Below are 19,679 nucleotides of genomic sequence, written 5' to 3'. Positions count from 1 at the left end.
AACGCCGGGGCAGGGTGCCGCCCCGGTCTCCTTGGGCCTCAGGCCTTCAGTTGTCGCCCCCCCTTGCGCCAATCAGATACCCGCTTCCTTGAGCTTGTTCTTCAGCACCGGCCAGGACGAGGCATTCTCGACCACCACGCCGTTCATCAGGAAGGTCGGCGTGCCGGAGATATTATATTGGGCATTGGCCGCCTCGACGCCCTTGGCCAGCTTCTCGGCAGTTGCGGTGTCGGCCAGGCACTGCTTGGCCTGATCCTCGGCAATGCCGCGCTGCTTGGCATAGTCGATGAGGCCAAGCGCGTTGGCCAACTGGCCGAAACGCTGCGCCGGCGGGGCCGACACCATCGCCTGATAGGGGGCGTCGCCCAGGCCCTGCGCCTTTTCGAACATCGCGCTCTGGTTGGCGAAGAACTGTTCCGACAGCGGATAGTAGATGTCCTTGCCGCCGCAACGGGCCAGCAGCGCCGTCGTGATGTCGATCGGGTCGCGGACATAGACGCGGAATTCGTAGCTGATCTTGCCGCTATCGACCATCGCCTTCAGTTCTTCCGACGATTCATGAGCGAAGTCGCGGCAGTGGCTGCAGGTGAAGGAACCATATTCGACCAGCTTCAGCTTGGCATTGGGATTGCCCATCACGAAATTGCCCTCGGGCGTTTCGGCGACGGTTTCCGACCAGCTGGTGCCGGCGGGCGCGGCCACGGCGGCGATCGGCGCGGCGGAGGTTGCATTGCCCTCATCCTTCTTGCCGCAACCGGCAAGCGTCAGGGACAGGGCGATAAGGGCAAGGCCGGACAGGACTTTCACGACGGGCGACGCTCCGAATTATGGATAGTTGGGGACGGTTTAGATCAGCGGGCGGCTGCGGGCAATGCGGCCTTGAGCAACTCCCAGGTCGATCCCTGGACCAGCGTGCCGTTGACGACGAAGCCGGGCGTGCCGGTGATCTTGACCTTGTTCCACGCCTCGTCGGTCATCGCCAGGATCGCCTTTTCCGATGCCGGGTCGGCGATGCAGGCGTCCAGCTGCGCATTGGTGAAGCCGCGCTTGTTCATCAGCGCATACAGGCCGGTCTTCTGGCCGATGTCGCGCAACGCCGCCTTCTGCTCGCTCGGCTTGGCCGCGCCCTTGTCGTACGCCATGATCTGCTCCATCCAGGCATCCTGGTTGGCGAACAGCGCCTCATGATTGCCCATGAAGCGCTTGGCGCCGCCGCAACGGGCCAGCAGCGCGGCGGTCAGGTCATATTTGTCGCGCACCGCGTTGCGCACTTCGGCGCTGACCTTGCCGCCCTTCACATAATCGGCCTTCAGCGATGCACTCGCATCATTCACGAAATGGGCGCAGTGGCTGCAGGTATAGCTCACATATTCGACCAGCTTGGTCGGCGCGGCAGGGTTGCCCATGACATGGCCGCCGATCGGCGAACGCACCACCTGCGCGACCCAGTTGGGCGCGGCGGCGACGGCGATGGCGGGAACGGCGATCAGGGCAAGCAGGGAAAGGCGGAACTTGGTCATGGGGCAGTCCTAAGGCATCGCCCCGGACGGGGCGGGTTGCATCAACCGATCTTGGGCAGGCCATTCGAATTCGCAAGCCCCTGTGCCAGCGATTCGAGGACTTTGCGCAATTCCGGGTCACCGATGTCGCGCAGGGAATCCCCCAGCTCGACCGGAATGGGTTTGAGGTTGCGGGGCGGCGGGCGCCGCTCGACCGGTGCGGGACCGACCATGCCCTGCTTCATCGCCACCTTGGCGACGGCGGCATAGCCGAAGAAGCGGTTCACCCGTTCGATGATGTCGGGCAGCGCATGCTGGATCATCGGCGCATGGCCGCTCATCACGGTCAGTTGCAGCGTGCCGCCCGATTTCTGGCCAACCGGGAAGCGGATCGATTCGGGCGCGGTGATCGCGGCATAGTCGGCGCCGACGATATCGTTCCAGCGGGTGACGATGCTCGACTGGACGAAACCGAACTTGCGAAAGGCGGTGCGGCCGATTTCCGGCATCAGGTCGGCGATCGCGCGCGGCGCACCCACGCGGGGGCGCTCGGCCGGCGGCGTGGCGCGGCTCGTCTTTTTCGCGGTCGGGGGGCGTTCCTTCATGGCGCGCTACATGGCATAGGGCCGCCATGCGCGTCGAGATGTCGGGTTCAAAAATCGCACGGGATCTGCTGGCCCATTATGACGTCCATGCCCGGCGCCTGCCCTGGCGCGCGCCGCCGGGCGCCAATGCGGCCGATCCCTATCATGTCTGGCTGTCCGAAGTGATGCTGCAACAGACGACGGTCGCGGCGGTTGGACCCTATTTCGAAAAATTCACGGTCCGCTGGCCGACGGTGGAGGATCTGGCCGCCAGCGCCGACGCCGACCTGATGGCCGCCTGGGCGGGGCTGGGCTATTATGCCCGTGCCCGCAACCTGCTGGCCTGTGCCCGCGCCGTGGTGGCCGACCATGGCGGCCGCTTCCCTGATACCGAAGATGCATTGCGTGCCCTGCCGGGCCTGGGCGCCTATACCGCTGCTGCCGTCGCCGCGATTGCCTTTGGCCGGCGCGCCGTAGTGGTCGACGCCAATGTCGAACGGGTGGTTGCCCGCCTGTTCGCCATAGCGACGCCGCTGCCCGCCGCTCGGCCGGACATCCGCGCGGCGGCCGACAGCATCACGCCGGACCTGCGCGCCGGCGATTTTGCCCAGGCGATGATGGACCTTGGCGCCACCATCTGCACCGTGCGCAACCCGGCTTGCGGCATCTGCCCGCTGCGTCAGAATTGCGCGGCGGTGCGCACTGCCGATCCTGCCGCCTTCCCGGTCAAGGCGCCGAAAAAGGCCAAGCCCCATCGCCTCGGTCATGCCTGGTGGATCGAACGCAGCGATGGCCAGGTCTGGCTGGTGCGACGCCCTGACAAGGGATTGCTGGGCGGCATGCGCGCGCTGCCCAGTTCCGACTGGAATGCCGCGCCCGATGCCACGCCGCCCTTCGCCGCGCCGTGGCGGACGATCGATCCGCCGGTCGCCCATGTCTTCACCCATTTCTCGCTGGCGCTCAGAGTCCACACTACCCATGTGGGGCAGGACCATGTGCCTGACGGTGCAGGGGAATGGTGGCCGCGCGACCGGATCGGCGAGGCGGGGCTGCCCACCCTGTTCGCGCGGGCGGCCGATGCGGCGATGAAGGAGATGACGGACGATGCACGGAACTGACCCCCAAGCGCACGGCCTGCCCGGTTTCGTCGGCGGCACGCTCGATCGGGTCGATCATATCCGCAGCAATCCCGCGCTTCATGCGCAGGCCTTTGCCTCGCCCAATGCCCGGTTGCTGATCCTCGAAGGGCTGGAGCCGGTGACGGACGATCATGGCCTGGCCCTCGCCCCGCTTGGCCCCGACGCGCGGATCGAGGAACATGTGCTGCTCGGCGTCGATCTGCAGGAGCGCCCGATCTTCGCCCATCTGGTCGAGACGCTGGAACAGGGCCCCAATGCGACGCCGCGATCGCGTGGCCTCGCCGATCTCGTCTCCGCGTCCGATGTCGCGCTCTACGGCACCGCGCGCAGCCTCGTCTTCTGGCATGCCCGGCATCGCTTCTGCTCGGTCTGCGGTGGGCCGACCCATGCGCACAAGGCCGGCTGGGCGCGCCGCTGCGGAACCTGCGCCTCCGAACATTTCCCGCGCGTCGATCCGGTCTCGATCATGCTCGCCGAGCATGAGGGCCGTGTCCTGCTCGGTCGCCAGCATAGCTGGCCGCCCGGCCGCTATTCCGCGCTCGCCGGCTTCATCGAACCGGGCGAGACGGTCGAGGAAGCGGTCGCGCGCGAACTGAAGGAGGAAGCCGGCATCACGGTCCATTCGGTCCGCTATGTGATGAGCCAGCCCTGGCCCTTCCCCTCCTCGCTGATGATCGCCTGTGTCGCGCAATGCGATGATCCCGCGCTGACCCTGGACGAGACCGAGATCGAACATGCCTTCTGGTGCGATGCCGATGGCGTCGCCGCCGCGCTGGCGGGCGATCCCGACGCGCCCTTCCTCGCGCCGCCACGCATGGCGGTCGCCTGGCACCTGCTCGACCATTGGCTGCGCGGCGCGGTTGCCCCGTCCGACGCAAGGGCGTAAGGCCCGGCTTCGTCTTCACTACAGGATCGACCTCCCCTTATGCTCAGCCTCGAAGAAGCCCAGTCGCGCGCGCAGGATCTGGTGACGGCGGCGCGCAAGGCGGGGGCGGACGCGGCCGACGCCATCTATGCCTGCAACGCCTCGACCACGGTGGCGGTGCGGCTCGGCGCGCTGGAGGATGTCGAACGGTCCGAGGGCGAGGAGATCGGCCTGCGCGTCTTCATCGGCCAGCGTTCGGCCAGCATTTCCGCGTCGGACATGAACCCGGCGACGCTCGCCACCCTGATCGATCGCAGCATCGCCATGGCGCGCGAAGCGCCGGAAGATCCCTATGCCGGCCTGGCGCCGGAGGATCGGCTGCTCAGGAAGCGTGCGCCCTCGCTCGACCTGGTGGACGAGGAAGAGCCCGAGCCCGCCGCGCTGCGCGAACGCGCGCTGATCGCGGAAGAAGCGGCGCGCAGCATTCCCGGCATCACCAACAGCGAAGGCGGCGGCGCCGCCAGCGGCCGCAGCCAGGTCGCGCTCGCCACCAGCCATGGCTTTGCCGGCGCCTATGCCGCGACCAATCATTCGACCTGGGCCAGCGTGCTCGCGGGCAGCGGCGCCGACATGCAGCGCGACCATGCCAGCCATGCCAGCCGCCACCTCAAGGATCTGGACGATGCCGAAGCGGTCGGCATCCGCGCCGGCCAGCGCGCGGTCGCTCGGCTCAATCCCGGCAAGGTCGACAGTGGCGTCATGCCGGTCATCTTCGATCCGCGCATCGGCTCCAGCCTGGTCGGTCATCTGATCGGGGGCATGGTCGGCCCGGCGATCGCCCGCCGCTCCAGTTTCCTGCTGGACTCGCTGGGCGAAACGCTGTTCGACAGCAAGATCACGATCATCGACGATCCGCTGCTGCTGCGCGGCCTGCGCTCCCGCCCGTTCGACGGCGAAGGGCTGCCGGTCGAGCGTCGTGCGCTGATCGAGGATGGCGTGCTGACCGGCTGGCTGATGGACAGCGCCTCGGCCCGCCAGCTTGGCCTGGAACCCACCGGCCATGCCAGCCGGGGCGGCGCCGGTGCGCCGGGTGCGGGCATCACCAATGTCCATATGGAAGCGGGCAGCCTGTCGGTCGGCGAACTGATGGCCGATGTGAAGCGCGGCATCTATGTTACCGAACTGATCGGCATGGGCGTCAACGGCGTTACCGGCGACTATAGCCGCGGCGCCGCCGGCTTCCTGATCGAAAATGGCGCGGTCGGCCCGGCCGTGTCGGAAATCACCATCGCCGGCAATCTGAAGGACATGTTCCGCACCCTGGTGCCGGCCAATGACCTGATGTTCCGCTATGCCATGAACGTGCCGACCCTGCGCGTCGACGGGATGACCGTTGCCGGCGGCTGAGCCTCTGTTGCCGGCCGTCGTCGCGGCGGTCACCGATGCGGCCGATCGCGCGCTGGCGCTATGGGCCGATGGCGAAACGCGCGTGCGCCAGTGGGAAAAAGTGCCCGGCCATCCGGTCTGCGAGGCGGACCTGGAAATCGACGTCATGCTGCGCGAACGGCTGGCGGCGATCGATCCGCAGGCCGGCTGGCTGTCGGAGGAGACGGCCGACACCGTGCATCGCCTGGGCGTATCGCGCGTCTGGGTGGTCGATCCGATCGATGGCACCCGCGACTATCTGCGCGGCCGGCCCGGCTGGGCGGTCTCGGTCGCCCTGGTAGAGGATGGCGCGGTCCGTCTGGGCATCCTGGCGGCACCCGCGCGCAAGGAATTGTGGATTGCGCAGGCAGGGCAGGGGGCGACCCGCAATGGCGTGCCGCTCCATGCCGGCAATCGCACCATGCTGCCCGGCGCCCGCGTCCCCGCCGATCAGCTGCCGCGCGCCGACCGCGATCTCGTTACCGTGGACAAGCCCAACAGCATCGCGCTGCGCATGGCGATGGTCGCCGCCGATGAGGCTGATCTGGTCGCCACCGTGCGCTGGGGCAATGAATGGGACGTCGCCGCCTCCGCCCTGATCGCGCAGGAGGCCGGCGCCATCGTCACCGACGCGCTGGGCGATCCGCTCGCCTTCAACCGGCCCCAGCCGGTCGCCTTCGGCCTGCTCTGTGCGGCGCCGGGCATACATGCGGCCGCCGCCGCCCGTCTCGCGCCGCGCGCGAAGGAAATATTGGGCAAGGCCTGATCAACTGCCAGCGCAGGCCTTCACCGTCTGGGCGGGCAGCACCTCTTTCAGTCTAGCCCGCACGACATCGGCCCAGATGCGGTAACCGGCCGGGTTCATATGCACCTTGTCGGACTGATAATTGTCGCCCAGCTTGCCGTCCTTCAGCAGTGGCGTGGTGATGTCGGCATAATGGACATTCTGCATGTGCGGGATCAGCCGCCGGGTCGCATCATTATAGATTTGCTGCTGCGGAAAGATCGCCCAGCGCCCCGGACTGGGCTTCATCGATAATATGATGACCGGCACATCGCCCAGCAACTGCGTCCGCATCTCCAGGAAGCGTGCCATATCGTGGAAGATCGGCCGTAGCTGTCGCCCGCCCGCCAGGTCATTCTCGCCGGCATAGAGGATGATCGCCGCCGGTTTTGGCGTGCCCTGCTCGATATTGGCGAAACGCGGCAATATCTCGTTGAAGGTGGCGCTGTTGATGCCGCGATTATGCGCGACCCAGGGCGCCATATCCTGCTCCAGGCTGGTCCAGCGCTTGATCGATGAACTGCCCACGAACCACAGGGCGCACGGCCCCTCGCGTCCCTGCCCGTCCGGCAGGGTCTGGCTGGCGTCACGATAATGGGTGAAGGCGAACCAGCCCCCGACGATCACGCAAAAAATCGACAGGGCCAGCAGACGCTTGCCCAATGGGGAATCCAGTTTCTGCAAGATGATGGCGACCCTCCTGCTAATAGCCCAAGTCTAAACGATATTTTCCTTAAGAAAAGATGGCTGCGACAGAATGATGCCATTGCGGATTTTAAGAGCTTGGCAATATTGTGACGCTATCGTTTCGATGGCAGAATTTGCGAGCATATCGTGACCAAGAACCCGTCGATCGACCTGCTGAAAGGCTTGCTGATCCTGCTCGTCATGGGCGGGCACGCGATGGAATTGACGCATCAGCAGCATGTCCTGCTGTGGATCGGTTCGGGTTTCCGCATGCCGCTGATGATCGGCATTTCCGGTTATCTGCTCAACGTCACCCGCACCCGCTCCATGCCGATGGGCGAGATGTTCAGCCGCTATGGCCGGCGCATGCTGCTGCCCTGGGCGGTGGCGATGCTCGTCTACTGGCTTGCCAGCGGCGGCCTGCTTTCCTGGCAGACCCCGCTCGACCTGCTGCTGCGTCCGCCCTTTCATCTCTGGTATGTGCCGGCGCTGTTCCTGTTGATCCTGGTGACCCGGTTGCTACCACTTTCGCCGCTTGTGCTGCTGGCGATCGGCGCGCCCGTCAGCCTGGCGACCATGTACAGCTTCGGCCTCGACCATGGTGCAGTGGGCGGCAGCCTGTTGTCGCCCGACAGCCGTTTCCTGCGCTATCCGGTCTATTTTTTCTTCGGCATGCTGATGGCCGAACGGGGCATGCCCAAACGCTATTTGTGGCCCGTGCTGCTGGTCGGGGCGCTGGGACTGTTCTGGTGGTCGGATCTTTATGGCACCGGCAACGCGCTCGCCTTCGTGCCCGCCCGTTTGCTCATGTGTCTCGCGCTGATCGCGCTGCTGCCCAGCATCTCGGCGGTGCGCCTCCATTTCGGCCCGATCAACCGGATCGGGCGCGAAAGCCTGTTCTTCTATCTCTGGCATCCGCTGGTGATGGGGCTGGTGGCGATGCTCGACCCGCATGGCGCCGTCATCCTCGCTGGTGCAGTGCTGCTGCTCTACATCGCCAGCGCGCTTGCGGGGCAGGGGCGACTGCCGCCCCTGTTGCTGGGCGCGGTGCCGCACCGCAGGCCGGCCCCGGTCGCCATGCAACCGGAACCGGTCACGGTTTAGATCTTGCCATATTTCGCTTCGAAGCCGGCAATGTCGCCGGCGGCGAGATATTTGGCCTGGTCGATCCACTGGTCGCGCACCGGCCGCCCCTTGAAATTGCCCAGCTTCGCATCGATCGCGGCGATGTCGCTGTCGCTCCAGCCGGCGATCTGGGCATAGCGCGTCACGCCCAGCTCGGTCAGCAATGCGCCCAGCTTGGGACCAACGCCCTTCAGCTTCAGCAGGTCGTCGGCGCCATCGGCCGGTGCCGCGACGGCAGGCGATGCCGGGATCGGCGCAGGGGCCGGTTCGACGACAGGGGCGGGGGCGGGCGTTTCCTCGACCACGACCGGCTCGGCGATCACGGGTTCGGCAACCGGCACCGGATCGGGCGTGGCCACCAGCGGCGCGACGACCGGCTCGGCAATCGGCTCGGCGGCCACGGGCGGTGCCACCGGCGCGGGGGCTTCCGCCACGGCCGACTTGCCCTTGCCCGACAGCAGGAACACCAGGCCGATCACGACCAGCAGCGCGATCAGCAGCCACAGGCCATAGTCCATGAAGAATTCCTGCATCGCCCTTTGCCTCCCGGAATGGATATGTCGCCCTATTTAAGGACGCTTGGCGGCGCGGGACAAGGGGGACATGTCCCGATCCCGCGCCGGTTTGGCCCTTATTGCGCCTCGCGGGCGACCTCGCGCCAGCCAATGTCGCGGCGGCAGAAGCCGGTCGGGAAGTCGATCGCGTCGACCGCGGCATAGGCGGCGGCCTGCGCCGCGCCCACCGTATCGCCGGTCGCGGTGACGTTCAGCACGCGGCCGCCATTGGCGACGATCATGCCATCCTTCTCCGCCGTGCCGGCATGGAAGACGCGGGCGCCCTGTGCTTCGGCTGCGTCGATCCCCTTGATCGCGCCGCCCTTTTCCGGCGTGCCGGGATAGCCATTGGCCGCCATCACGATGGTCAGCGCGGTGCGATCGGCCAGCGCGACCGGCCCCTGCTCGGCCAGCCTGCCTTCGGCCACCGCCAGCAGCAGCTCGACCAGATCGCCGTCGAAGCGCATCATCAGCACCTGGCATTCGGGGTCGCCGAACCGGGCATTATATTCGATCAGCTTGGGGCCTTCCTCGGTCAGCATCAGCCCGGCATAGAGCACGCCGGAATAGGGCATGCCCTCGGCCGCCAGCGTCTCGACCGTCGGCTTGATGATCCGCTCGATCACCTGTGCTTCCAGTTCGGGCGTCAGCACGCGGGCCGGGCTGTAGGCGCCCATGCCGCCGGTATTGGGGCCGGTGTCGCCGTCGCCGACGCGCTTGTGGTCCTGGGCCGAACCGAAGGGCAGGATCGCGCTGCCGTCGGTCAGGGCAAAGAAGCTGGCTTCCTCGCCGGTCATGAACTCTTCCAGCACCACTTCCTCGCCGGCCTTGCCGAACGCGCCGGAGAACATGGTGTCGAGCGCGTCGAGCGCTTCCTGCCGCGTTTCGGCGATGATCACGCCCTTGCCCGCTGCCAGGCCATCGGCCTTGATCACCACCGGCAGGGTGAAATCGTCGAGCGCGGCGATCGCGCCATCCTTGCTGGTGACACGGATGTAGCCGGCGGTCGGGATGTTGGCGCGCTGGCACAGATCCTTGGTGAAGCCCTTGGACCCTTCCAGCTGCGCCGGCTTCTTGTCGGGGCCGAACACGGCGACGCCCATGGTGCGCAGATTGTCGGCCAGGCCGTCGACCAGCGGCGCTTCCGGCCCGATCACCACCAGCGCGATCGAATGGCGGGTGCAGAAATCCAGCACCGCGCGATGATCGGTCGCGTCGAGGTCGACCAGCGTGGCATGCTGGGCTATGCCGGGGTTGCCAGGCGCCGCATAGAGCGTCGAGAGGCGTGGCGATTGTGCCAGCTTCCACGCCAGCGCATGTTCGCGGCCGCCGCCGCCAAGCAGAAGGATGTTCATCTCGGCCATGTCCCCGGAATTTGATGCCTATGACAGTTCGGGCCGCCTGTTAGCCGAGGAAAGGGCGGGGGACAACGCGCCGCCGCTCAGTGTCAGCGAATTGTCGGGTCTGCTCAAGCGCACGGTGGAGGATCGCTTCGGCCATGTTCGCCTGCGCGGCGAGATTTCCGGCTTCAAGCGCGCGGCCTCGGGCCATCTCTATCTGGCGCTGAAGGACGACAATGCCGTGCTCGACGGGGTGATGTGGAAGGGCGGGGCGCAGCGGCTCGCCTTCCAGCCACAGGACGGGGTGGAGGTGATCGCCACCGGCAAGCTCACCACCTATCCCGGTCGGTCCAAATATCAGATCGTGATCGACCGGATGGAACTGGCGGGCGAGGGCGCGCTGATGGCGCTGCTCGAAAAGCTCAAGGCGAAGCTTGCGGCCGAAGGGCTGTTCAACCGCGATCGCAAGCGCCGCCTGCCCTTCCTGCCGCGCACCATCGGCGTCGTCACCTCGCCCACCGGCGCGGTGATCCGCGACATTCTCCACCGCCTGGCGGATCGCTGCCCGACCCAGGTGCTGCTCTGGCCGGTGCTGGTCCAGGGGCAGGGCGCCGCCGAACAGATTGCCCGCGCCGTGCGCGGCTTTTCCGCCATGGACGGCAGCGGCCCGCTGCCCCGGCCCGATCTCGTCATCGTCGCGCGCGGCGGCGGCTCGATCGAGGATCTGTGGAGCTTCAACGAGGAAATCGTCGTCCGCGCGGTCGCCGAATGCTCGATCCCGACCATTTCGGCGGTCGGGCATGAAACCGACACGACCTTGTGCGATTATGCCGCCGATATGCGTGCGCCCACACCGACCGCTGCCGCCGAAATGGCGGTGCCGGTCCGCGCCGAACTGCTGGCGATGCTGGGTGAGATGGGCCTGCGCTCGGGCCGGGCGGTGCGGCGCGGGGCGATGCAGGCGCGCGAACGGCTGGAGATGCAGGCGCGGCTGATGCCGACGCCCGACACGCTGCTCGCGCCGCAGCGGCAGCGGCTCGATCTTCTGTCCGACGGTCTCAACAGCGGCCTGCGCCACCGTCTGGCCGATGCCCGCGCCCATCTGGGCCAGGTCAGTGGCGCGCTGCGCCCGGCCTTGCTGCGCCAATATGTCAGCCGCGCGGCCGAGCGGGTCGACCGGTTGCGGCTGCGCCCCGACTATCTGACCCGCGTCTATCGCGATCGCGCCACCGCCTTCGATCGCCTCTCGCGCCTCTTCACCTCGGTCAATCCCGATCTGCCGTTGCAGCGCGGCTTTGCTCGGGTGATGGCGGGCGATCGGCTGGTCCGCTCGGTCACCGATGCGCAGGCCGTGGGCCAGGTCAGCCTGCACTTCGCCGATGGCGCCGTGGCCGCCGCGATCGACACCGCCGCGCCCCTTGAGGCCGCGCCCGCGCCCGCTATATCCGCCCCATCCCGTCCCGCGCGCAAGCCGCGCGACACCGTCGAAGGCGGCCAGCAGGATCTCTTCTCCTGATGCGCCGCAGAAAGGCCTGATTCATGTTGATGTCCAACCGCGACCGCCCGGCCCGGCTGCATTATATGCCTTACAGCTTTCGCGTGCTGCAGGCCGGCGACCATGTGCTGTGCGCCGTGTCCGGCCAGCGCATCCCGCTGGAGGATCTGCGCTACTGGTCGATCGCCCGGCAGGAACCCTATGCCAGCGCCGCTTTGTCGGTCGAGGCGGAACTGAAGGCACGCGCCGCCGGATGACCCGCCGGCTCGCCGCTTTGCTGGCCCTCACCGCGCTGCCGCTTGCCCCGGCGATGCTGCGCGCGGCGCCGACGAGTGTGGCTGGACCCGATTTCATCCTGTCCGGCCCGGCGATCCAGGGGGGCACGCTGGTCGGCACGGCGCCGGCCGGCACGGTCGCGCTGCATTTCGGCGACCAGCTGGTTCCGGTCGATGCCGATGGCCGCTTCCTGATCGCCTTCGATCGCGACGCGCCGCCACCGGCGAAGCTCAGCGCGCGCCTCTCGGATGGCCGGGTTATCGACCGAACCCTTACCGTCGCCCCGCGCGAATGGCGGCTGGAACGGATCAATGCGCCGCTGCGCCCGACGAAAAGCAGCGAGGCCTTCCTGGCCTTGCGCAAGCCCGAACTGGAACAGATCGCTGCCGCCCGCGACAAGGTGACGGACGCACAGGGCTGGCGCCAGACTTTCATCTGGCCGCGCCTCGGCCGGATTTCCGGCCTGTTCGGGTCTCAGCGCATCTATCAGGGGCAGCCGGGCGCCTATCATGGCGGCGTCGATGTCGCCGGCGCGACCGGCGAGCCGGTAGTGGCGCCGGCGGACGGGGTGGTGATCCTGGCCGCCGATCACCCCTTCACGCTGGAGGGCAATCTGCTGATGATCGACCACGGCCATGGCCTCAACAGCGCCTTCCTGCATCTGTCGCGGATCGACGTGAAGCCCGGCGACCATGTGGCACAGGGGCAACGCATCGGCGCGATCGGTGCCACAGGCCGCGCCACCGGACCCCATCTTCACTGGGGCATGAAATGGAACGACGCGCGCATCGACCCGCTGCTGCTCGCCGGGCCGATGCCGCAACCGCGATAGGGATCAGCCGACGCGCTTCACCCGTACCGGACGACCGGCGATCTTCGCCATGAAGCCGCCCATGCTGGCGCGCTTGATCTCGATCGTCATACCGGGCTTGGGGTCGCGATAGGTAACCGCCTCGGTGGTCATCCATTCCGCGCCGTCTTCCAGCGTGATCAGCCATTTGCCGTTGCCGATGCTTTTCGCCGAAGCGATCGTCGCCTCGATCTGGGTCATCGCATCAGATTGCGGAGTTGCGTTTTTCTCATCTTCATCGCCATCGTTGAGGAAAGGCAATTTGGGGAAAGAAAAGCCGAATAGCGTCCGGCGGGTCTTGTTGAGTTCCGTCTTGTCCAGCACCACCACCTCGTCGCGCTGGGCAGCACTATCCATCGCGCCAACCTGGCGATCATAGCAGGCAAGACGTCCCTTATCGTCGGAAATTTCACGACATTTCAGGAGGTCCGTGAAAATTTCCGCGCGTGGCTGCTGGCGCTCTGCTGCACTTGTGCCGGTCGCGACCAGGCATAGAGGCAGGGCCATGATCATCGCATGAGGGGCCTTCATATGCTTGATTCTCCGTCGATCTGCAGCCAATGGGCGCCACCATGCACTCCGCGATTCCATCGTCAATAGAGTGCGGCGCTCTCATGATATTCGATCTTGCGTCACAAACTGACAGCGTATCGCTCGCTGCTGCAGCATTGCGTCGCCTTATATTGCATGTGTGAAATTATCTTGCTTTGCGACCGTAAAATTCCACATGTTTCGTCTTGTTGCATTTTTGATACAGGGCTGTTCAAAAGCGGCAAAGGGCCATTTCCCGCGCTTTACAGCAGCTTTCCCACCGCGCAGGTTCCCGCAATCCATACGGGGGGATCGCTGTCGGGCACCATATCCCCTTGTAGGTGCACATGAAGGCAGGTGACTGCCCAACTCCAGAGCAAGGGACTGGAAACGTGAAGACATTTTCGAAGAGGGCACTGCTGCGTGCCAGCGCCGCTCCGGCGATTCTCGGTGCGTCGCTGATCGCGACTGCCGCATTCGCGCAGGACGCGCCCCAGGGCGCCGAAGCCGAAGCCACCGACACCATCGTCGTTACCGGCTCGCTCATCAAGAACCCGAATCTGGAACGCTCGACCCCGGTCACCGCGACCTCGGCGGACCAGATCGAACTGAAGCAGAACAACACCGCAGAAGATATTCTGCGTGAAATTCCGGGCATCGTTCCCAGCATCGGCTCGGCGGTGAACAACGGCAACGGCGGCGCCTCGTTCGTCGATCTTCGTGGCCTGGGTTCGAACCGCAACATCGTCCTGCTCGATGGCGACCGTCTGGTTCCGGCCGAACTGAACGGCCGCTTCGACCTTAACAACATTCCGGTTGCGCTGATCGAACGCGTCGAGACGCTGACCGGCGGTGCGTCGACCACCTACGGTGCCGATGCCATCTCGGGCGTGGTGAACTTCATCACCAAGTCGGATTTCTCCGGTTTGGAAGGCACGATTTCGAACCAGCTGACGGAACAGGGCGACGGTAATTATTTCCGCGCCGACGTCACCATGGGTGCGAACTTCGACGACGGCAAGGGTAACGCGGTCTTCTCGATCGGCTATCAGCAGTCGGATCCGGTCTATCAGGGCGATCGCAGCTTCTCGGTCTTCAACGTCGATTCCTACAGCGGTGCCATCGGCGGTTCGGGTACGGCGACCCCGTCGCGCTTCACCGGCACCAACCCCTCGGGCACTGCTGGCGGCAACGGTACGCGCCAGGTGACTGCTGATGGTTCGGCCTTCCGTCCGACCACTGCGTTTGATGCGTTCAACTTCAACCCGTACAACGTCTTCCAGACGCCGTTCGAACGTTTCAACATGTTCGGCGCTGCGCGTTATGAGATCAGCGATGCGGTAGAAGCCTATACCCGCGGCATCTTCTCGAAGAACACCGTCAAGACCATCATCGCGCCGTCGGGCATCTTCGGCGCCGCCGTCGATATTCCGCTCAGCAACCCTTATATGACGGCTGCTCAGCGCAACGCCTTCTGTCAGCGCAACATCGCGACCCCGGCGGAGATCGCTGCCGGCGTCTATACGCCGCTCTACACCCAGGCTGAATGTGACGCGGCCGCTGTCGCGACCGATCCGAACGATCCCAACTATCGCGAAGTCACGACCGCCATGTCGCGTCGTGCTACCGAACTGGGGCCGCGTATCTCGGAATTCACCACCACCTTCTTCGACTATAAGCTCGGCTTCCGTGGCGGCATCACCGACACGATCAGCTGGGACGTTTCGGGTGCCTATGGTGAAAGCGAACAGACCCAGACCCAGAAGGGCTACTGGCTGACCTCGCGTGTCCGTCAGGCGCTGCAGGCGACCAGCACCACCGACTGCCTTGACACGTCGAACGGTTGCGTCCCGCTCAACGCCTTCGGTCCCGATGGCTCGATCACGCCGGAAATGAACGCGTTCCTGAACGCCAACAGCCAGGTCGTGACCAAGACCTCGCTGGCCCAGGCCAATGCGACCATTAGCGGCGACTTCGGCTGGGCGGTTCCGTTCGCCAGCGACGCGGTGGCTTTCGCCATCGGTGGCGAATATCGCAAATATGCCGCTTCGCAGGAATCGGATCTGCTCTCGCAGTCGGGTGATCTGGGCGGCGCCGGTGGTGCGGCTCCGAACATCTCGGGCGGCTATGACGTCTATGAAGCATTCGGCGAACTCATCGTGCCGCTGGTTCAGGACAAGCCCTTCTTCCAGGATCTGACCCTGGAAACCGGCATCCGCTATTCCAGCTACAGCGTCGATGCGCCCAGCAGCCCGTCCTACAAGACCACCACCTGGAAGGCTGGCGGTAGCTGGACTCCGGTTGAAGGCTTCAAGATCCGCGGTAACTATGCCCACGCCGTGCGTGCGCCCAACATCGCGGAACTGTTCGCTCCGGTCAGCACTGCGCTCACCAACCTGGGCACCGACCCCTGCTCGGGCAACGCGCCGCTTCTCGACGCGAACCTCGCTGCGGTCTGTATCGCTCAGGGCGCGCCCGCCTCGACCATCGGTGCGATCACCAACGATCCCGCCGGCCAGGTCAACTACACCGGCGGTGGCAATCTTGATCTGAAGCCCGAAAAGTCCAACAGCTGGACCATCGGTGCTGTCTTCCAGCCGTCGGGCCTGCGTGGCTTCTCGGCGACGGTCGACTATTTCAACATCAAGATTAAGGACGCCATCACCTCGCCGACCCCGGGCGATGCTGTCTCGGCTTGCTTCGACAACATCACCGCCTCCAGCGCGACCGATCCGGCTTGTACCTCGATCCGTCGTAACCCGCTGACCGGCGAACTGTTCGGCGAATCGCTGACCACGCCGGGCCTGTCGCTGGTGACTTCGAACCTGGGCAAGCTCAGCACCGACGGCGTGGACTTCACGCTGAACTACCAGACTGACATCGGCTTTGCTAAGCTGGCGCTCAGCCTGCTGGGTACCTGGACCAACAGCAACAAGTTCCAGGCGACCTCGGCCTCGTACAACCGCGAATGCGTCGGTTTCTACTCGGTCAACTGCGCTTCGATCCAGCCGGAATGGCAGTTCTCGCAGCGTTCGACTCTCAGCTTCGAAAAGTTCGATATCTCGCTGCTGTGGCGCTATATCGACAGCGTGAAGTATGAGCCGAAGCAGCTGGCGGACGATCTTGCCGCTGCCGAAGTTGCCGGTTGCAGCAATCCGACCACCACGGACGAAGATGGCTGCATGGTTGATCCGGAATTCCGGAAGATCAAGGCCGAACATTATTTCGACCTGACCGGCCGTTTCCACGTCTCGGATGAAATCACCATCACCCTGACGGCCCAGAACCTCTTCGACAACAAGCCGAAGGTTGTGGGTAACACGATCGGTTCGACCAGCTACAACAGCGGTAACGTCTATCCGTCGACCTACGACGCGCTGGGCCGTCGCTACGCGATCGCCGCCAAGTTCCGCTTCTAATCGAAGCGCAACGTCGAATGAAAAAGAGGGGCCGGCTGCAAAGCCGGCCCTTTTTTCATGCGGTCTTCGGCGCCTGAACCCGACATGCGCGATAGCGCCGCTGCGCCCAGCAGGCGTTTTTCCGTCGATTATCTGATGGTCTGCTCCGGCCTGCGGCCGGGATAGGCGTCTCAGCCCAGCAGCGGGCGAGGCAGGTCCATGACGATGCCATTGTTGCGGGCGATCAGGCTGGCCCATTCGCCGACCTTCTCGACCTCCTCGGCATGCAGCGCCTTGCCATCCTGCGCGGCGCGCACGCGCTGGCCCTGGGCGAAGTCGGCGCCGGTCTTGGAATCGCGGCCGAATATCGGTCCTGAAACGATGTCGGCAATATCCGCGCGGCTCAACGCGATATCGAAATGCCGTGCCAGCGCGGCCAGGCTATCGGCCGGATGCGCGATCAATGTTTCACTGTTCAGGGTCAGGACGCGTTCGCCCAATTGCTTGGTCAGCGTCTGGAACTGGGATTGTTGTGTTAGCCATCCCAGCGCTGCGATCTGGATATCGGTCAGCCCCAGATAGTCCGATGGTGCGACGCCCAGATTGACCACGCCTTCGCGCAGCAACTTGCCGAACAGGTCGCGCACCCATAGTCGGCCCCACATGCCCTTGCGCGCGATGGACGCCAGATAGGCATCGAGGGGCGCGTGGAGGAACAGCGCGCGGGCGGTCGGCCACATCGCCATGATTCCGGGAATCAGCGGGTTGATCAGGTTGGATGGCTTGATCACCACCGCTTCGCCGGCCGAAAAGGGGCGTGCCAGCAGTCGCAGTCCATGGTCCAGCGCGCGCGCTGCTTCCGGCCCCTTGGCGCCGCGATGGCGCCAGCCGACAATGTCGTTCAGCAGCACCGGTTCCTTGAGGCCCATGGCGATGCCGGGCCGATCGAAGGCGGCGGCGAGCAGGGTGGAACAGCAATAGGCCGAATGGAAGATGAAATGCAGCGGGGCGGGGGCTGGTGCTGCGGCGATTGCATCCTCGCGCCGTAGCACGATCGGCTCGACGGCCTGCCCGACATACTCGTCGGTCAGGAACGGTATTTCGCCATGGCGCGCGCGCGGTAGCTGTAGAAAATGGAAGGCGTCCTGCCCCGGATCATAACGGTGGGCCAGCCACTGGGCGTCGGCCATCAGGCTGTTCAGAGGCTGGGTGGAGGAAGCGGTCATCGGTCGCAGCCTTCGCATGACGGGCAGGGGCACACAAGGCTGCAGGCCAGCGGCTTGCCTCGACCGCGCCATATGATAGCAGGACGGGATGAACCAGCAGATCGGACGATTTTTGCAGCAGGCGGCGGAAGCCCGTCGCACCGGACGCCATGGCGATGCGCAGGCTGCGCTTGCCCAGCTTCTAACGCTTCAGCCCGGCGAGCCACAGGCGCTCAACATGCTGGGCATGATGGCGCTGGAACAGCGCGATTTTCATGCCGCTCGCGATCATTTTCTGGGAGCCACCGCCAGCGATGCGGGCGAACCGGCCTTGTGGATGAATGTCGCCGCGGCGCAGCGCGGACTGGGCGATGCAGAGGGGGAACGGAGCGCCCTGCAGCGGGCGATCGACATCGACCAACGCAACTTCATGGCCCAGCTGCGCCTGGCCCAATTGCAGCAGCGTCTGGGGGAGGCCCAGTCTTCGGCCGACAGCTGGAGCAAGGTGTTGGCTCTGTCCATGGGCATGCGGGATCTGCCGGCGCAACTTGTCGAGACCCTGGCCGAGGCGCGACGCTTTCTGACCGATCATCAGGCCCGCCTTGCGAACATGGTGGAACAGGATGTCGCACCGCTGCTGGTGGATGCCGACATGCGGAGCCAGCGTCGTTTCAAGGCTTGCCTCGACAAGGAATTCGGGGGGCGCCCGCTGTACCAGAACCAGTGTTCGGGCCTGCATTATCCTTTCCTGCCGGCCGATGAATATTTCGATCGGGACCATTTTTCCTGGATGGCGCAGCTGGAGGCGAAGACCGACGCCATACGCGAGGAGTTTCTGGGCCTGATCGACAAGCAGGGCGGTAATGTGCGCCCCTATGTGCGGCAGGATCCGGGCACGCCGGAAAATAAGTGGACGGCGCTGGATGGCTCGCTCGACTGGGGTGCAGCCTTTCTGTGGGAATATGGCGTGCGCAACGAAGCCGTTTGCGCCGCCTGTCCCCAGACGGTCGCTGCGCTCGAAGCGCTGCCGCGGGCCGATATTCCCGGCCGGGCACCATCCGCCTTTTTCTCGCTGCTCAAGCCTCACAGCCGCATTCCGGCCCATACCGGCGTCACCAATACGCGCGCAATCATCCACCTGCCGCTCATCGTCCCACCGGGCTGTTTCTTCCGCGTCGGCGGTGAAACCCGCGCCTGGCAGGAAGGACAGGCTTTCGCGTTCGATGACACGATCGAGCATGAAGCCTGGAATGACAGCGATCATTTGCGCGTAGTCCTGATCTTCGACGTGTGGAATCCGCATTTGTCACTTGCCGAGCAGCAGCTCTTGAAGCAATTCTATGCGACAGCTGATGCCAGCAGAGCGCAGGACGCTCTGGGGGCCGGGGTTTGAGGCAAGGGATGCGACGGCCACCGCGCCGGATCGCCTTGTCGTCTGGGAGATATAAGATGCGTATCGTCAAAACCTTGGTCATGACGGGCCTGTTTGCGATGGCCTATCCAGCCCTCGCTGAAGACAAGCCCAAGCTCGACCGCAATGATCCCAATGCAACGCGCTGTCGCAGCTTTCCGGTAACGGGTTCGCTCGTAAGGAAGGAACGCATCTGCAAGACCAATGCGGAATGGCGGGCGATTAGCGAGCAGCAGAGTCGTGATGCCGACGACCTGATCATGCGTAGCCGTGCCGGTATGAATCCAAACGGCTGAGTCTGCCTGTCAGCCCTGCGGGGCGATAGGGGTAATGATATCTGATTTACGGGAGCGGTCGCTTGGTGCGGGCGCTCCCTTTATCATGAGCGCCAGGCATTTGCGATGGTCTGCGGTGGCTTTTGGGCCTTTTCATCGCCGGTTCCATGCGGCCAAAATTTTCAAGCCAAGCCTTGTCATATAATGATGCGGTATCTCTGCAGCTCAGCGCGGCA

19 protein-coding genes are annotated in these 19,679 nt (G+C 65.2%); 11 read left to right on the top strand and 8 right to left on the bottom strand.

Annotation, left to right across the window (positions count from 1 at the left end; translation table 11 throughout):
• Positions 1-72: 72 nt before the first annotated feature.
• Genes AC0KVN_RS17810 through AC0KVN_RS17800 form a run of 3 tightly spaced genes read right to left on the bottom strand, consistent with a single transcriptional unit; the run spans position 73 to position 2,104 of the window.
• On the bottom strand, positions 73-807 hold the full coding sequence (locus tag AC0KVN_RS17810; RefSeq protein WP_010337523.1) for a thioredoxin domain-containing protein: 735 nt from the start codon (positions 805-807) through the stop codon (positions 73-75).
• Positions 808-851: 44 nt separating this feature from the next.
• Positions 852-1,520, bottom strand: coding sequence for a thioredoxin domain-containing protein (locus AC0KVN_RS17805; RefSeq protein WP_161734136.1), 669 nt, complete (start codon positions 1,518-1,520; stop codon positions 852-854).
• A 41-nt stretch (positions 1,521-1,561) separates the two neighbouring features.
• A complete protein-coding gene (locus AC0KVN_RS17800) occupies positions 1,562-2,104 on the bottom strand; it encodes a DUF721 domain-containing protein (protein WP_435568453.1) in 543 nt (180 codons plus the stop codon).
• Between the two features lie 26 nt (positions 2,105-2,130).
• Between AC0KVN_RS17800 and AC0KVN_RS17795 the strand changes: the two genes are divergently transcribed.
• From AC0KVN_RS17795 to AC0KVN_RS17780, 4 genes are read left to right on the top strand one after another with little or no spacing between them, the layout of a single operon-like run.
• On the top strand, positions 2,131-3,201 hold the full coding sequence (locus AC0KVN_RS17795) for an A/G-specific adenine glycosylase (protein WP_435568452.1): 1,071 nt from the start codon (positions 2,131-2,133) through the stop codon (positions 3,199-3,201).
• The gene (gene nudC / locus AC0KVN_RS17790; protein ID WP_435568451.1) at positions 3,188-4,108 is read left to right on the top strand and encodes an NAD(+) diphosphatase; all 921 of its coding nucleotides are present in this window, start codon (positions 3,188-3,190) and stop codon (positions 4,106-4,108) included. Before AC0KVN_RS17795 ends, nudC begins: the two co-directional genes overlap by 14 nt.
• A gap of 39 nt (positions 4,109-4,147) precedes the next feature.
• On the top strand, positions 4,148-5,494 hold the full coding sequence (locus AC0KVN_RS17785) for a TldD/PmbA family protein (RefSeq protein ID WP_435568450.1): 1,347 nt from the start codon (positions 4,148-4,150) through the stop codon (positions 5,492-5,494).
• Positions 5,481-6,278 carry a 3'(2'),5'-bisphosphate nucleotidase CysQ gene (locus tag AC0KVN_RS17780; RefSeq protein WP_026109305.1) on the top strand — a complete coding sequence of 266 codons (798 nt, stop codon included), beginning with the start codon at positions 5,481-5,483 and terminating at the stop codon, positions 6,276-6,278. The genes AC0KVN_RS17785 and AC0KVN_RS17780 overlap by 14 nt, the downstream gene beginning before the upstream one ends.
• Here the strand turns inward: AC0KVN_RS17780 and AC0KVN_RS17775 are convergent, their stop codons facing one another.
• Complete coding sequence (locus AC0KVN_RS17775) at positions 6,279-6,959, bottom strand: GDSL-type esterase/lipase family protein (protein WP_483656229.1); 681 nt, start codon at positions 6,957-6,959, stop codon at positions 6,279-6,281.
• Between the two features lie 171 nt (positions 6,960-7,130).
• Between AC0KVN_RS17775 and AC0KVN_RS17770 the strand changes: the two genes are divergently transcribed.
• A complete protein-coding gene (locus AC0KVN_RS17770) occupies positions 7,131-8,087 on the top strand; it encodes an acyltransferase family protein (RefSeq protein WP_435568448.1) in 957 nt (318 codons plus the stop codon).
• Here AC0KVN_RS17770 and AC0KVN_RS17765 read toward each other — a convergent pair.
• Both AC0KVN_RS17765 and purD read right to left on the bottom strand, forming a co-directional pair.
• Complete coding sequence (locus AC0KVN_RS17765; RefSeq protein ID WP_435568447.1) at positions 8,084-8,641, bottom strand: hypothetical protein; 558 nt, start codon at positions 8,639-8,641, stop codon at positions 8,084-8,086. The genes AC0KVN_RS17770 and AC0KVN_RS17765 overlap by 4 nt on opposite strands.
• 98 nt (positions 8,642-8,739) lie before the next feature.
• A complete protein-coding gene (purD, locus tag AC0KVN_RS17760; protein ID WP_159367608.1) occupies positions 8,740-10,017 on the bottom strand; it encodes a phosphoribosylamine--glycine ligase in 1,278 nt (425 codons plus the stop codon).
• A gap of 7 nt (positions 10,018-10,024) precedes the next feature.
• Between purD and xseA the strand changes: the two genes are divergently transcribed.
• Genes xseA through AC0KVN_RS17745 form a run of 3 tightly spaced genes read left to right on the top strand, consistent with a single transcriptional unit; the run spans position 10,025 to position 12,605 of the window.
• On the top strand, positions 10,025-11,518 hold the full coding sequence (xseA, locus tag AC0KVN_RS17755) for an exodeoxyribonuclease VII large subunit (RefSeq protein ID WP_435568446.1): 1,494 nt from the start codon (positions 10,025-10,027) through the stop codon (positions 11,516-11,518).
• A 23-nt stretch (positions 11,519-11,541) separates the two neighbouring features.
• The gene (locus AC0KVN_RS17750; protein ID WP_007705759.1) at positions 11,542-11,754 is read left to right on the top strand and encodes a DUF2093 domain-containing protein; all 213 of its coding nucleotides are present in this window, start codon (positions 11,542-11,544) and stop codon (positions 11,752-11,754) included.
• A complete protein-coding gene (locus AC0KVN_RS17745) occupies positions 11,751-12,605 on the top strand; it encodes a M23 family metallopeptidase (RefSeq protein WP_435568445.1) in 855 nt (284 codons plus the stop codon). Before AC0KVN_RS17750 ends, AC0KVN_RS17745 begins: the two co-directional genes overlap by 4 nt.
• A gap of 3 nt (positions 12,606-12,608) precedes the next feature.
• Here the strand turns inward: AC0KVN_RS17745 and AC0KVN_RS17740 are convergent, their stop codons facing one another.
• Positions 12,609-13,154, bottom strand: a complete 546-nt coding sequence (locus AC0KVN_RS17740) for a hypothetical protein (RefSeq protein ID WP_483656228.1) — start codon at positions 13,152-13,154, stop codon at positions 12,609-12,611.
• A gap of 392 nt (positions 13,155-13,546) precedes the next feature.
• Between AC0KVN_RS17740 and AC0KVN_RS17735 the strand changes: the two genes are divergently transcribed.
• Positions 13,547-16,573: a TonB-dependent receptor gene (locus tag AC0KVN_RS17735; protein ID WP_435568444.1), complete on the top strand. Its 3,027-nt coding sequence runs from the start codon at positions 13,547-13,549 to the stop codon at positions 16,571-16,573.
• Between the two features lie 170 nt (positions 16,574-16,743).
• On the opposite strand, the gene AC0KVN_RS17730 is transcribed toward AC0KVN_RS17735, so the two are convergent.
• Positions 16,744-17,778 carry a hypothetical protein gene (locus AC0KVN_RS17730; protein WP_435568443.1) on the bottom strand — a complete coding sequence of 345 codons (1,035 nt, stop codon included), beginning with the start codon at positions 17,776-17,778 and terminating at the stop codon, positions 16,744-16,746.
• An 88-nt stretch (positions 17,779-17,866) separates the two neighbouring features.
• On the opposite strand from AC0KVN_RS17730, the gene AC0KVN_RS17725 reads away from it, so the two are divergent.
• The gene (locus AC0KVN_RS17725) at positions 17,867-19,150 is read left to right on the top strand and encodes an aspartyl/asparaginyl beta-hydroxylase domain-containing protein (protein ID WP_037508035.1); all 1,284 of its coding nucleotides are present in this window, start codon (positions 17,867-17,869) and stop codon (positions 19,148-19,150) included.
• An 80-nt stretch (positions 19,151-19,230) separates the two neighbouring features.
• A complete protein-coding gene (locus tag AC0KVN_RS17720) occupies positions 19,231-19,464 on the top strand; it encodes a hypothetical protein (RefSeq protein ID WP_052076581.1) in 234 nt (77 codons plus the stop codon).
• Positions 19,465-19,679: the final 215 nt, after the last annotated feature.

The organism is Sphingobium sp. SG1 (assembly GCF_057063145.1).
This window is presented reverse-complemented; position numbering and strand designations above follow the sequence as displayed.